Source organism: Hyphomonas polymorpha PS728 (assembly GCF_000685315.1).
Classification (GTDB): Bacteria; Pseudomonadota; Alphaproteobacteria; order Caulobacterales; family Hyphomonadaceae; genus Hyphomonas; species Hyphomonas polymorpha.
Genome location: NZ_ARYM01000042.1, coordinates 1 through 13,011, shown reverse-complemented (window position 1 = coordinate 13,011; position 13,011 = coordinate 1). Strand labels below are relative to the sequence as shown.

General features: G+C 63.6%; 10 protein-coding genes. 5 read left to right on the top strand and 5 right to left on the bottom strand.

Going from position 1 to position 13,011, the window contains the following annotated elements:
- Nucleotides 1-357 precede the first annotated feature (357 nt).
- Both HPO_RS18985 and HPO_RS18980 read left to right on the top strand, forming a co-directional pair.
- Nucleotides 358-1,050, top strand: coding sequence for a response regulator transcription factor (locus HPO_RS18985; RefSeq protein WP_035602642.1), 693 nt, complete (start codon nt 358-360; stop codon nt 1,048-1,050).
- Nucleotides 1,022-1,603 (top strand): hypothetical protein, encoded by a 582-nt coding sequence (locus HPO_RS18980; RefSeq protein ID WP_035602640.1) that lies wholly within the window; start codon nt 1,022-1,024, stop codon nt 1,601-1,603. The genes HPO_RS18985 and HPO_RS18980 overlap by 29 nt, the downstream gene beginning before the upstream one ends.
- Here the strand turns inward: HPO_RS18980 and HPO_RS18975 are convergent.
- Nucleotides 1,600-2,076 carry a DUF3995 domain-containing protein gene (locus tag HPO_RS18975; RefSeq protein ID WP_162174072.1) on the bottom strand — a complete coding sequence of 159 codons (477 nt, stop codon included), beginning with the start codon at nt 2,074-2,076 and terminating at the stop codon, nt 1,600-1,602. The genes HPO_RS18980 and HPO_RS18975 overlap by 4 nt on opposite strands.
- 117 nt (nt 2,077-2,193) lie before the next feature.
- Here HPO_RS18975 and HPO_RS18970 point away from each other — a divergent pair, with 117 nt between their 5' ends.
- Entirely contained in the window at nt 2,194-2,658 is a 465-nt protein-coding gene (locus HPO_RS18970; RefSeq protein ID WP_035602638.1) for a peptidylprolyl isomerase, read from the top strand.
- Nucleotides 2,658-4,289, top strand: a complete 1,632-nt coding sequence (locus tag HPO_RS18965) for a stimulus-sensing domain-containing protein (protein WP_035602635.1) — start codon at nt 2,658-2,660, stop codon at nt 4,287-4,289. Before HPO_RS18970 ends, HPO_RS18965 begins: the two co-directional genes overlap by 1 nt.
- 4 nt (nt 4,290-4,293) lie before the next feature.
- Here the strand turns inward: HPO_RS18965 and HPO_RS18960 are convergent, their stop codons facing one another.
- The 3 genes from HPO_RS18960 to HPO_RS18950 form a co-directional block, all read right to left on the bottom strand.
- Nucleotides 4,294-5,271 carry a glycosyltransferase family 2 protein gene (locus tag HPO_RS18960; protein WP_051612843.1) on the bottom strand — a complete coding sequence of 326 codons (978 nt, stop codon included), beginning with the start codon at nt 5,269-5,271 and terminating at the stop codon, nt 4,294-4,296.
- A 78-nt stretch (nt 5,272-5,349) separates the two neighbouring features.
- Nucleotides 5,350-7,296 (bottom strand): acetate--CoA ligase, encoded by a 1,947-nt coding sequence (acs, locus tag HPO_RS18955; protein ID WP_035602632.1) that lies wholly within the window; start codon nt 7,294-7,296, stop codon nt 5,350-5,352.
- A 38-nt stretch (nt 7,297-7,334) separates the two neighbouring features.
- Nucleotides 7,335-8,630, bottom strand: a complete 1,296-nt coding sequence (locus HPO_RS18950) for a DcaP family trimeric outer membrane transporter (protein ID WP_035602628.1) — start codon at nt 8,628-8,630, stop codon at nt 7,335-7,337.
- A gap of 207 nt (nt 8,631-8,837) precedes the next feature.
- Between HPO_RS18950 and HPO_RS18945 the strand changes: the two genes are divergently transcribed.
- Nucleotides 8,838-9,485, top strand: a complete 648-nt coding sequence (locus tag HPO_RS18945; protein WP_035602625.1) for a response regulator transcription factor — start codon at nt 8,838-8,840, stop codon at nt 9,483-9,485.
- Here the strand turns inward: HPO_RS18945 and HPO_RS18940 are convergent.
- Nucleotides 9,470-12,931, bottom strand: coding sequence for a PAS domain-containing hybrid sensor histidine kinase/response regulator (locus HPO_RS18940; protein ID WP_035602622.1), 3,462 nt, complete (start codon nt 12,929-12,931; stop codon nt 9,470-9,472). The genes HPO_RS18945 and HPO_RS18940 overlap by 16 nt on opposite strands.
- Nucleotides 12,932-13,011 lie beyond the last annotated feature (80 nt).

The following is a 13,011-nucleotide window of genomic DNA, read 5'->3' as shown; positions in this document are numbered from 1 at the left end:
CGGCACGGGAGGGGGTGGACAAGAATTGCGGAGTTTTTTTGCAAGGTGTTGATTGTATTGGGGATGTTGAGCGCGGCTCGGGCGGAATTTGTTGGATAAGCGGGGAGGCGCGTAGAGAGCGCCTGCTGCTGGCGCCTCAGCGGGGGTCGGAGTGGGAGGACGTTCACAAATGCGGCACCCATGGCCGCAATGAATCGTGAAACTGCCGTAATGTTGGCAATCGGGCGCCCCAGTCCTTTGTTTTCCTTGGCCTCAACAACAAGGAGGGCTTTTTCTATGACGCGAGCTGTGTTTGAACCTGTAACTGGACGGGCCGAGCCCCAACATGCTTCCCGGCTCATGGAAAAGGATAAGGCGATGACGACACTGGCGCTGGTAGATGACGACGAGAACATCGTGGCTTCGCTCAAGATGTTCTTCGAGGCAGAAGGCTATCAGGTGCGCGCCTATCATGATGGCGAGGCCGCCCTGCCCGCGCTGACCGACTCGCCGCCCGACATCGCCATCCTCGACATCAAGATGCCGAAGATGGACGGGATGGAGCTGCTGCGCCGCCTGCGCCAGACTTCCGAGCTGCCGGTGATCTTCCTCACCTCCAAGGATGAGGAGATCGACGAGGTGATCGGCTTCAATATCGGCGCCGATGATTTCGTGCGCAAACCCTGCTCCAACCGCCTCCTGGCCGAGCGCGTGAAAGCCGTTCTGCGCCGGGCGCGCGGCGCCTCGGCGGTACCCGAGGAAGGCGACGTGAAAGCCATCGTGCGCGGCAAGCTGGTGCTGGACCCCAACCGCCATGCCTGCACCTGGGATGGCAAGCCGGTGCGCCTGACAGTGACCGAGTTCCTGATCCTGCAGGCGCTCGCCGCGCGGCCGGGCTATGTCAAAAGCCGCGACCAGCTGATGGACGCTGCCTATGACGACCAGATCTATGTCGACGACCGCACGATCGACAGCCACATCAAGCGCCTTCGCAAGAAGTTCCGCGAAGTGACCGACGAGTTCGATGCGATCGAGACGCTCTATGGTGTCGGCTACCGCTATACCGAATAGGCCGCCTGCGGAGCTTTATATCGGCGGTGCAGCGGACGAGGCCTCACGCCTTGTGCTGGGCTATTCCGAAGCGCGCCACCGATTGCTGGAGCCGAAAGGCTGGCAGGTCCGGTATTTCCCACATTACCGCATTCCCGAGGCGCTGGCCTTTGCGCGCGCCATGGCGGGCGAAGGCCGGCCGCTGGGGCTGATCGGGCATAGCTGGGGCGCCGATGGCGCGTTGCGGCTGGCCCGGCGGCTGGAGACGGATGTGCTGCTGATCGGGGCTGACCCGGTGGCCAAGCCCGCCCTGCCCCCGGCGCTGTGGCGGGGCCGACCGGAAGCGGCGCGGACCCTGGTGCATGTCGATGCCGTGGCCGAGGCGCGCGACCGGTCTGACCATGTGAAGACGATGGGATACCTGGCCGGGGGCGGCGTTCACCGGGCCTGGCGGGAGGCTGACCATATCATTCCGACGCGGCTCAACCATTGGAACTTTGCCGGGATGATGGCGGCGAAGGGCCCCGATGGACGCTCTGCCGAAGACTGGCTGGCGAGCCTGGTGGCCGCTTAGCTGCCGAGGAGCCGGGAGAAATGCCAGGCCCAATTGGGCAGCGAAAAGGTGAGCGCGAGGAAGCCAAAGCCGATCAGCGCGCAGAGGGGGGAATAGAGGCGGCGGTTGAGCGTCAGGTAAGGTTGTTCCGGCGCGGCGCGCTCGAAGGCCGGCAGGATGCCGACAACCCCGCGCAGCAGGAAGATGGCCGACAGCAGCAGGCCAACGGGCACAAGCAGGAATTTCAGGCCCGTGAAGGTGGCCGCATAATGACCCATGATGAGAGCCGCTGCCGCGCCGCACAGCAGCAACACGCCCAGCAGCGCAACCGAGGCGCGTGATGGCAGGCGGGTTATACCCCTGCGGCCAACCACCGACCTGGCCAGCGACTGCTGATTGGGGAATGGAAATGACGCGCCTGCTGCCCATATCAAATGGAGCGCGCCAAGACAGCCGAGCACAAGTGCCAGCAGGGTGCCTAGCAAAGCGGCCACGGTTCTCCTCGTCAGCGCAGGCAGAATGACCTAATAATACATGCAGGTAGCGCTTGCCGCCAGTGCTGCGATTGAATAGCCAGATTGCCAGCTACGGCCCAGCCAGGAAAGAAAAAGATGTCCGACCCCGAAAACACCCTCCTTGTCGAAACCTCCAAGGGCAATGTTACCATTGAACTTCGCCCTGACCTGGCGCCGGGCCATGTGGCGCGGATCAAGGAACTCGCCCGTGAAGGGTTTTATGACGGCATCGTCTTCCACCGCGTGATTGCCGGTTTTATGGCACAGGTCGGCTGCCCGAAAGGCAACGGCACGGGCGGCTCCAAGAAGCCGGACCTGAAAGCCGAGTTCAATGCCGAGCCGCATGTGCGCGGCACCTGCTCGATGGCGCGCACCTCGGCGCCGCATTCGGCCAACAGCCAGTTCTTCATCTGCTTTGACGATGCCCGCTTCCTGGACCGCCAGTATACGGTGTGGGGCAAGGTGACCGAAGGCATGGACATCATTGACCAGCTGGCCAAGGGCGAGCCGCCGCGCAGCCCGGACCGTATCGTGAAGATGCGGGTAGCCGCCGACGCCTGATGTCGGACGGGGGACGCCAAGGGAAGAAGGCGGGGGACAAGAACGCCCCCAGCCGCAAGAACCAGAGGCGTGGCCCCACCCTCCTCGGCTCGCGCATTGCGCGGCTGATCTTTGCATCGAACCTGGCGGGCCTCGCCATCCTCATCGTCGGCGCCATGGTGCTGAACGAAATGCGGGCGGGCTTCGTCGTTTCCAAGAAGCAGGACCTGATCGCGCAGGCGCAGGTGTTCTCCGGGCTTCTGTCGGATGACGCGACCACGCCGGAGCCAGCGCTCAACCCGGAAGCAGCACGCCTGGCCATTGCGCGCCTCAACCTGCCCGAACGCATCCGCGCGCGCATCTATACGCCGACGGGCGAGATGGTGGCCGACAGCTATTTCCTTTCCGATATGGTGGATGTGGCGGCGCTGCCGCCGCTGCGGGAACCAGGCTGGATTGCGCGGACCGGGCGGGATCTTTCCGAATGGGCGGGCGAAGTGTTCGGCGTATTCTCGCCGCGCCGCAGCTCCGAAGCGCTCCGTACACAAACCTTCGAGGAAGAATTCCGCGCTGCTGCCCTCGGCGAACAGGCGGCGAGCCAGCGTTTCTCCGACAGGGGGCAGCGGGTGATTTCCGTCTCCATGCCCATCCAGCGGGTGTCTGCGGTTGTCGGCGTGCTGGTGGTGGAAGGCAGCGACATTGACGAGATCATCCGCGCCGAGCGCGTGGCGCTGGTGCCGTTTGTGGGCGTGGCCGTTCTGATGGCGTTTGTGACCTCCATCCTGCTGACCATCGGGATTGCCCGGCCCATGCGGCGGCTGGCGATTGCAGCAGACCGGATCCGCGCAGGCTCCTCGGCGCGGATGGACATTCCGCAGCTGACGCGGCGGACCGACGAGATCGGCGACCTGGCGACCTCCCTGCAGGCCATGACCGAGGCGCTGATCGAGCGGATCGAGGCGAACGAGCAGTTTGCCGCCGATGTGGCGCATGAGCTGAAAAACCCGCTGACCTCCATCCGCTCTGCCGTGGAGACGCTGGAGCGGGTTCAGGACCCGGATGCAGCGGCGCGCCTGCGGGCGGTGATTGCCTCGGATGTAAAGCGGCTGGACCGTCTGATTACAGATATTTCCAATGCGTCCCGCCTGGAAGCGGAGATGACCCGCCTGCCGAGCGAAACCATCGACATCGCCCGTTTCGTGCGCGATGTGGTGCATACCTATGAGGGGCTTTCCGACAGCGCAGAGGCGGTGCATGTGGCCTTCACCGACGCAACGCTGGGCGCGCGCCTGCTGGTGCGCGGGCGCGAGGGGCCGCTGGGACAGGTGCTGCGCAATCTGATCGACAATGCCCGCTCTTTCTCCTCGCCAGGATCAAAAGTGGAAGTGACGCTGGAGCAGACCAATTACGGGCCGCGCACGGTGGCGCGCATCCTGGTGGAAGATTCCGGGCCCGGCATTCCCGAGGATAAGCTGGAGACGATCTTCAACCGTTTCTATACGGACCGCCCGAAAGGCACAGCCTTCGGCAACAATTCCGGGCTTGGCCTCTCTATCGTGAAACAGATCGTGGAGACCCATCGCGGCGAGGTCTGGGCCAGCAACAAGCCCGGCGGCGGCGCACGGTTTACGGTAGACCTTCCGGCGATCTGACGCGTCAGCCGACGCGCAGGCGCGGGCGATAACCCAGCCGCCCGGCAAGACGCTCAAGCCGCGCAGCCAGAGGCCGGGTGAGATAGGCGGCTGCCTGAGGCCGCGAGGCGAGCCAGCCAGCCGCCTTTGGCAGATTCTTTGCTCTCATGGCCATGGCAAAGCCTTCGAAGGCCTCGGCAGTCTTCAGGGCGGATTCATGCCGTCGCACGGCGCGCACGCCAGTGGCCGAGAGCCTGCCGGCATGACGCTTCAGGAATGGCGCGTATACGGATCTCTGCAGCGTGTAGACATTATCTCCCCGCGTGCGCGAGAGGGAGGCCGGGCGCACGGCGTAACGATAAAGCGGCGCAGGCAGAATGGCGAAGCGGGCGCCACAGGCGAGCAGATCTGCCACGAACCAGCAGTCTTCGGCCACGCGCAGTTCGGGAACATAGGAGATGTCGTGGCGGAGAAGAAATTCGCGGCGCACCATCGGCTTGAGATAGCCGAGCATCGGCGTCTTGATGCCGGCGCGATTGCCTTCCAGCCAGACCGGCAGGTCAACGGGTTTGAGATCAGTCCCAGGCTGGCCAAGATATGGTTTACCCTCGCCCATCAGCGCTTCAAACTGCACCAGCAGCAAATCGTCCGCGATCAGATCCAGCCCTGTCTTCTCCGCAGCCGCGACGAGCGTTTCGAGGCGCGTGGGTTCAAACGCATCGTCTGAATCGAGGACCGCGATCCAGTCTCCCGCCGCCTGGTTGTTACCGAGATTGCGGGCGCGGGCGACGCCACCATTCTGCTCTGCCCGGACGAGTTTGATGCGCGGGTCTCCTCCGGCGGCGGCCATGGCCACAGCGGCGGTGTCATCGGGCGAGCAATCATCGACGATGATCAGTTCCCAGTCCTGCAGGGTTTGCGCGCGCACGCTGGCGATGGCCAGGCCGATGAAGGCGGCGGCCTTGTAGGCGGGCATCACAACGGAAACTTTCGGCGCGGCCATAGCCCCCCTCAGCGGACGGAAACGCTAAGCTTATGCCCATAACAGGGATAATAAAGCTTTTAAGGCCGCGCGCGAATTCTAGCGGTTCTGGCGGTTCTCGATCAGGTCGTTCACCACTTCGGGCTCTGCCAGCGTGGACGTGTCGCCCAGATTGGAGAACTCGTTCTCGGCGATCTTGCGCAGGATGCGGCGCATGATCTTGCCAGAGCGTGTTTTCGGCAGGCCGGGCGCAAACTGGATGAGATCAGGTGAGGCAATCGGACCGATCTCGCCGCGCACATGCTGGACGAGGTTTTTCCGCAGGGCGTCATCCGCCTCACAGCCGGCCCGCAGGGTGACATAGGCATAGATGCCCTGCCCCTTGATGTCGTGCGGATAGCCGACCACGGCAGCCTCGGCCACGGCATCATGGCTGACGAGCGCGCTTTCGACTTCGGCGGTGCCCATCCGGTGGCCGGAGACGTTGATCACGTCATCGACGCGGCCGGTGATCCAGTAGAAGCCATCTTCGTCGCGGCGGCAGCCATCGCCGGTGAAATACTTGCCCGGATAGGCGGTGAAATAGGTTTCCACGAAGCGCTGGTGATCTCCGTATACGGTGCGCATCTGGCCGGGCCAGCTGTCGGTGATCAGCAGGTTTCCATCGGCGGCGCCGTGCAGTTCCTTGCCGTCAGCGTCTACCAGGATGAGCTGGACGCCGAAGAAGGGGTGGGATCCTGCGCCGGGCTTCATGTCTGTTGTGCCCGGCAGCGGAACGATCAGCGTGCCGCCGGTTTCGGTCTGCCACCAGGTATCAACGATGGGGCAGCGCGCCTCGCCGACGACATGGAAATACCATTCCCAGGCTTCCGGATTGATCGGCTCGCCCACCGTGCCGAGGAGGCGGATGGATTTGCGCGAGGTCTTATTCACCGGGCCTTCGCCTTCGCGCATCAGGGCGCGGATGGCGGTGGGCGCGGTATAGAAGATCGTCACCTGATGCTTGTCGCACACCTGCCAGAAGCGGCTGGCATCGGGATAGGTGGGCACGCCTTCGAACATCACGCTGGTGGCGCCATTCGCGAGGGGTCCGTAGATGATGTAGGTATGGCCGGTGACCCAGCCGACATCGGCCGAGCACCAGAAGATGTCGTTTTCCTTCAGGTCGAACACATATTCATGCGTCATCGAAGCCCAGAGGAGATAGCCGCCGGTGGTGTGCAGCACGCCCTTGGGCTTTCCGGTGGAACCGGACGTATAAAGAATGAACAGCGGGTCTTCTGCATTCATCGGCTCGGGCGGGCAATCGGCAGAGACGGTAGCGCCGATCTCGTGCAGCCAGACATCGCGGCCTTCGGTCATGGCGACATTGGCGCCGGTGCGGCGGACGACGAGGATTTTCTTCACGACGCCGCCAGCGATGGCAGCAGCCTTGTCTGCATTCACTTTCAGCGGAACCCTCTTGCCACCGCGCAGGCCCTCATCGGCGGTGATCACCACTTCGGAGCCGCAGTCGGCGATGCGCCCGGCGAGCGCCTCAGGGGAGAAGCCGCCGAACACGACCGAGTGGACCGCGCCGATACGCGCGCAGGCGAGCATGGCATAGGCCGCCTCAAGGATCATCGGCATGTAGATGGTAACGCGGTCGCCTTTCTTGACGCCGAGTTCCTTCAGGACGTTGGCGAACTTGCTGACGGCGGTGTGCAGCTCGCGATAGGTAACCGTGTGGCTTTCGCCGGGGGCGTCGCCTTCCCAGATGAAAGCGGCCTTGTCGCCGCGCTTTTCAAGATGGCGGTCGATACAGTTGGCGGTAACGTTGAGCACACCATCGGAATACCAGCGGACATGCAGGTCTCCGGTTTCCCAGGAGACATCCTTCACGACCGAATAGGGCTTGATCCAATCCAGGCGCTTGCCCTGCTCGCCCCAGAAGGCGACCGGGTCTGCGATCGAGGCAGCGTACATCTCCCGGTACTTTTCCGGGGTGAGGTTTGCCTGTTTCGCAAACGCCTCGGGAACTGGATAGGTCTTTGAATGGTCGCTCATTGCCGACATTCCCTCCGCCATTTTTATGAGCCTTTCTATCAGAATGCATACTTTGTCGAGAAGGTGAAACGGCTAATCGACCCATCTGCGCCGCTCTCTTCCTCGCGGATACCGTGCATGGCTTCAACCCCGAGGGTGACTTTCGGCGCCACATCCCAGAGTACCGCCGCGTAAGCGGACTGGACTGAGGCGGTTCTCGCGGCGGGTACATAGGACGGGTTGTCGAGGAACAGGCCGGAATAGCCGATATTGAGGCGGGCGGTCTTGCCAAACGGGTGGCGCCAGGCGATCAGGCCGCCAAAGGCCGGGATGGCTTCCAGCTCGCCAGCGGGGCTGAGAACAGCCTCCCGCCCGGCAGCAAGGCCCACATAGCGCCCGACGCCCTCGCCGCCCACCACGTTGAAGCGGATGTCATCCCGCGCGCCCACCTTCAGGAGGCCCGAAACGGAGAGGCCATAGCCGAAGGCTTCTTCGGTAACGCCGGCCTCATCCACGCGCAGCTGCCGCGCCAGGCCGGCCAGAGACACGTTGCCGTAATCCCCTTTCCAATTGTAGCGCACCACGGCATCCGGCAGCGTATTGGCATCCTGGTTGCCTGACGTGATCGTCGGCGTGTTGGGATTTTCGATGGCAACCTGCCAATTGCCATGAGTGTAGCGGATCTGCGGCTGGCGCACGAATATCATGCCATCGGAGAGGATGAGAAAGCTCGCGCTTTCGGGAATGGCAGAGGTGTTCTGGAAGGTCGACCATTCCTGCCCGGCCAGCCAGTTGCCATAGGTGACGAAGGCCCGGCGCATGCGCGGTGAATAGGAGTTTGTCACCAGCTCATTGCCCTGCGCGGAGCCCAGGAAATCCATTTCCAGATAGCCGGTGACACTGCCCTCCCCCGCGGGCTGGGAGGCGCTGATAAAGAAGCGCGTGGATTCGGCGGTGAAATCGGTAAAGGTCGTGCTCTCGCCGCCAATGGGGGTCGAGCCGGGGATATAGAAATCCCGGGCGATGCTGTTGGAGGCAATCGCGCCGCCGTCGAGATGGGTCACATGCGCATCCAGATCAATGATGCCGCCGATCTTCACGGTCGCGTCGCCCACCCGGAAACCATCAGCCTGGGGCGGCGGCGCGGCCGGCGCAGACGTTGCCGCCATCTGGGTTTCTATACGGACGATATCGGCGTCACCCTTCGCGCGTTCCGAAGCCAGTTCAGCCTTGAGTTCGGCAACCATTGCTTCCAGCACGGCCAGACGGTCTTCCAGCGGGGCCTGGGCGTGGGCCGCTCCCGTCAACGCCAGACCAGCCGCTGACAGGAAGAGCAGTTTCTTCAAGCAATTCATGGCGTTTCCTCCGGGAATTTCTTTTGTGTTTGAGGCAACTATCGTCAGCCGGAGGCAGGCGCGCTATTAGCAATAGGTGCTAAGACCAAAGTTCTACGACCAAGGTAGAAGCCGGGACTCGACTTGCGCCCTGCATTGCGTCAGGTTTGGTCTCGTGCCGCGCAGGTAGAAAATTGCAAAGCCGATCACGCGCACAGGGAGGACAGGATGAGCGAGGGACCGAGGGTCCTCATCGTGGACGATCATCCCCTGTTCAGGGACGCGCTGGCGGTTGCCTTGCGGGGGGCCTATCCGTCCGGCGCAGCGGCGATGTTCGCCGGCTCCCTCGCAGACGCCATGAACCATCTGGATGCCGGCGCCTGCGATCTTGTGCTGCTAGACCTCAACCTTGGCGACACACATGATTTTGAAGGGCTGACGCGCATCAAGACGAAGCATCCCTCCCTGCCGGTTGTGGTTGTCTCCGCCACCGAAGCGCCGCAGGCCTTCCAGACAGCGCGCACGCTCGGCGCGGCCGGATATCTGCCCAAAAGCCTGTCGCTGGAAGATCTGTCTGCAGCGCTGGCGACAACGCTGGATGGCGGCGAATGGTTTCCTGAAATGCCGGGCGCCGCGCTCGCCGACGCATCAGCCGCCAGCCGCATGGCAAGCCTGACGCCCGCCCAGCGCCGCGTGCTCTCAGGCCTTGCCGAGGGCCTTCTCAACAAACAGATCGGCTATGAAATGGGCATCTCGGTGGCCACCGTGAAAGCCCACATGACGGCAATCTTCCGCAAGCTGGGCGTACTCAACCGCACGCAAGCCCTGCTGATTTATCAGGAAGCCCTCTCGGCAGGCGATCACCTGGCCACCTGAAACTGCAGGCGCCGGGCGCACTCTCCCAGGAAACGCCTGAGGTTAGCCGGGCTTGCAGGCTTGCGCATCAGCGTGATGCCGGCCGCCGTGGCCAGGTCGGCCAGAGCGTCCTCCGCGGCGGCCGTGATGAGGAGCGTGTTGCGCGGCTCCGAAAGGGACGCCTGCGCGGCTGAAATCACATCAAAGCCCGTGAGATCGGCGCGCAGATCATAATCGGCAATCATCACATCTGGCGGGGCGCTGGCGAAAAGCGACAAGGCCTCTCCAGGCGTCCGGCAGACACGAATGTGGCAGCCCCAGCCCTCCAGCAACAGGCGCATGGCTTCAGTGATCGAGGTCTCGTCATCGACGAACAGGACATTGAGCCCGGCAATCTTCTTCTCCGGCTCGGGGGCAGTGTCGGCAAGGCGCGCCCGTTTGACCGGCGCAAGCTGCGCAGCCGGAACCGAAACCCAGAACACGCTGCCTTTTCCCACCCAGCTGCGCACGCCGATACCGCACTTCATGATGGCTGCCAGCCGACGGGCGATTGCCAGGCCGAGCCCGGCGCCGCGTTTGCCGGTATTGTCCACATCTGAAAACCGGCGGAACTCTTCAAACACATGCGGCAGCAGGTCTTCTGCGATGCCCGGGCCAGTATCCCAGACCTCAATCTGCACCTTGTCGCCCCGGCGGCGGGCGCCAACCAGCACAGCCCCCGAGCGGGTGTAGCGACGGGCATTGGAAATAAAGTTCCGCAGGATGCTTTTCAGGAAATCCGGATCGGCCTCCACCGCCAGGCGCGTAGGGACGAGACGTATCTTGATGCCGACTTCCTCTGCCATCGGAATGTTTTCATCGACGAGATCTTCCAGCAACGGCCCAACGGGCAAGACGACCGGGGCAGGCTCAACCATCGCATGGTCAAGACGGGAGACATCGAGAAGCCCCCGCAACAGCTCGTCCGCCGACTGGATGGCGCGGTCCGCCTTATCGATTACCTCCGGCATGCTACGCCCGGCATTCGCCGCGCCGAGCAACAGCCGCGCCGCATTGAGGGGCTGGAGGAGGTCATGGCTGGCCGCCGCCAGAAACCGTGTCTTGGACGCATTGGCGCCTTCCGCCGCCTGCCGCGCAGCGAGCAGGTCTGCCGTGAGACGTTCGAGATCGTGTGTCCGCTCACGCACCCGCTCTTCGAGAGTTTCGTTTGCCTCGATCAGGGCCCGCTCGCGCAGCTTGTCCGCCGTGATGTCGGTGAAGGTGGTGACATAGCCGCCGCCGGGCATCGGCGCGCCGGTAATGCGCAACCAACGGCCATCAGGGATCTGGCGCTCGCGCGTGTGCGGGCCGCCCGCTTTCATGTGATGGATACGGCGGCCAATCTCCTGCTCGGCATTGCCGCCGATCCATCCGCCGGAAATATTATGCGCAATCAGTTTTTCAACCGGCGTGCCGACCCGGCAAAGCTCAGGCGGATACTGGAACAGATCAACATAGGCTGAGTTCCACGCGACGAGTTTCTGATCCGCGTCCACCACGCTGATGCCCTGCGCGATATTTTCCAGCATCGACTGCAGCATATGCCGCTCGAAGCGCTCTGCCTGCGTGCGGGAATCGAGCATGGACAGCACGTCCGGCAAGGCAATATTCTTCCCGCCGAGGGCTGACGCCAGCACGATGCGCGCCGATGAAGCGCCAAGCGCGCTGGCCAAAAGACGCTCTGTACGCTGAACAAGCCGCCAGTCGGCCGGGTCGTCCCCCGTTGCCACAATCCCTGTCGCGCGAGCAAATTCCTCAAAGGCATGATCGACGGCTTCGGCGGACAGAAACCGTGCGGCCAGCGTCTTGAGGCCATTGGGGGAGGCCCCGCGCAGGGCAGTGGCGTACCCTTCCTCATTCTGGCCGCCATCGCTGGCGCCGACAAAGGCGGCCGCCTGCACCCTGTCCCGCAGGCGCTCCCGGGTCTGAAGCGAGACGAGGATCATCAGGGCAAGGTTGAGACCAATGCTCCAGACCGCACCATGGGTGAGCGGATCGCCAAAGCTGAGCCCGAAGAGCGCGTGCGGGTCGAGCCAGCCGGGCATCTGTGAACTGACGGTATCCCAGCCGAGTATCGAGGGCAGGAATAGTGAATAAAGCCAGATCGCCATGCCGGCGATCATCCCGGCCAGGACGCCTGCACGCCGCGCCCCGCGCCAGTAAACCGCCGCAACGATTGCCGGGGCAAACTGCGCCGCCGCCACAAAGGCCAGCAGACCAATCTGCGCGAGCGCGTCCCCGGGGCCGGCCACGAGATAGTAGCAGTACGCCAGCAGGAGCAGCATCACGATGACGATGCGGCGTGTGGCGACAAGGCGCGCGCCGGCATTGGCGCTGAAGCTGGAGAGGCTGCCCGAGCGCATCAGAGCAGGCACGATGAGGTCATTCGTCACCATGTTCGAGAGCGCGATGGTGGACACAATCACCATGCCTGTGGCCGCCGAAAAGCCGCCGAGGAACACCAGGGTGGCGAGCAGGCCATTGCCCCGCGCGAGTGGCAATTGCAGCACGAACAAGTCTGCCGGATAAGCGCCGGCAAACAGGCCAAGCCCTGCCAGCGTGATCGGCACAACGACAATAGAGGTGATGAAGAGATAGAGCGGGAAGAGCCAGCGGGCGAGCGTCATCTCTCCTTCATGGCGCCGCTCGACCATGGCAACGTGGAATTCGTGCGGCAGGCAGACAATTGCCGCTATGGACAGAAAGATGATCGCGATAAAGCGGCCAGAAGGCGCCTCCAGCGGGAAAACGCTGGCCAGGGAGGGCGCGTCCGGAATGCCGCCCGAACCGAGCAGGAACAGCGACAGGGCGGCCACCCCGGCCAGCGCGCCCAGCTTCACCAGCGCCTCGATGGCAAGGACACGCATCAACCCGGTATTGGACCGGGTGGCATCGGGAAAGCGGGTACCGTAGAGAACCGAAAAGGCGGCAAGCGCCAGCGCGGTGACGAGCACGGTTTCATCCCCTGGCGCGAAGCCCGGCCCGGCCGCCCCGGCGAAGGCTTCGAAACTCATGCCGATGGATTTCAGCTGAAGCGCAATATAGGGCAGCCCGCCCATGACCGCTGCCAGGGTCGCGAAGGCGCCCACCGCCCGGCTCTTGCCATAGCGGGCCGAAAGGAAATCCGACAGGGATGACACGCTCTCGCGTTTGACGACCTCGCCGATGCGCCGGAGGAGGCCGGGCATCAGCAGAAAGACGAGGGCCGGGCCAAGATAGATCGGCAGATAGTCCCACCCGCTTTCCGCTGCCGTGCCGACCGCGCCGAAATAGGTCCAGGATGTACAGTAGACCGCCAGCGCCAGGGGGAAGATGAAACGGTTTGGCCGGAAGCCTGGGCGCTCTTCATCCCGGTCGCCACGCGCCGCGATGGCAAACAGACCGGCCATATAAAGGACCGTTGCAATCAGGATCAGCCAGGCGGGCATTTCAGATCAGGAACCTCCCTTCGGGAGCTTTGCTTGGACAGAGACCTCTGCGCAAGGCGCCTGGCTGACAACCGGAACGG

Coding starts and splice junctions, on each gene's coding strand:
- HPO_RS18985 (WP_035602642.1), top strand. CDS start 358: ATGACGACACTGGCGCTGGTAGATGACGACGAGAACATCGTGGCTTCG.
- HPO_RS18980 (WP_035602640.1), top strand. CDS start 1,022: ATGGTGTCGGCTACCGCTATACCGAATAGGCCGCCTGCGGAGCTTTAT.
- HPO_RS18970 (WP_035602638.1), top strand. CDS start 2,194: ATGTCCGACCCCGAAAACACCCTCCTTGTCGAAACCTCCAAGGGCAAT.
- HPO_RS18965 (WP_035602635.1), top strand. CDS start 2,658: ATGTCGGACGGGGGACGCCAAGGGAAGAAGGCGGGGGACAAGAACGCC.
- HPO_RS18960 (WP_051612843.1), bottom strand. CDS start 5,271: ATGGCCGCGCCGAAAGTTTCCGTTGTGATGCCCGCCTACAAGGCCGCC.
- acs (WP_035602632.1), bottom strand. CDS start 7,296: ATGAGCGACCATTCAAAGACCTATCCAGTTCCCGAGGCGTTTGCGAAA.
- HPO_RS18950 (WP_035602628.1), bottom strand. CDS start 8,630: ATGAATTGCTTGAAGAAACTGCTCTTCCTGTCAGCGGCTGGTCTGGCG.
- HPO_RS18945 (WP_035602625.1), top strand. CDS start 8,838: ATGAGCGAGGGACCGAGGGTCCTCATCGTGGACGATCATCCCCTGTTC.
- HPO_RS18940 (WP_035602622.1), bottom strand. CDS start 12,931: ATGCCCGCCTGGCTGATCCTGATTGCAACGGTCCTTTATATGGCCGGT.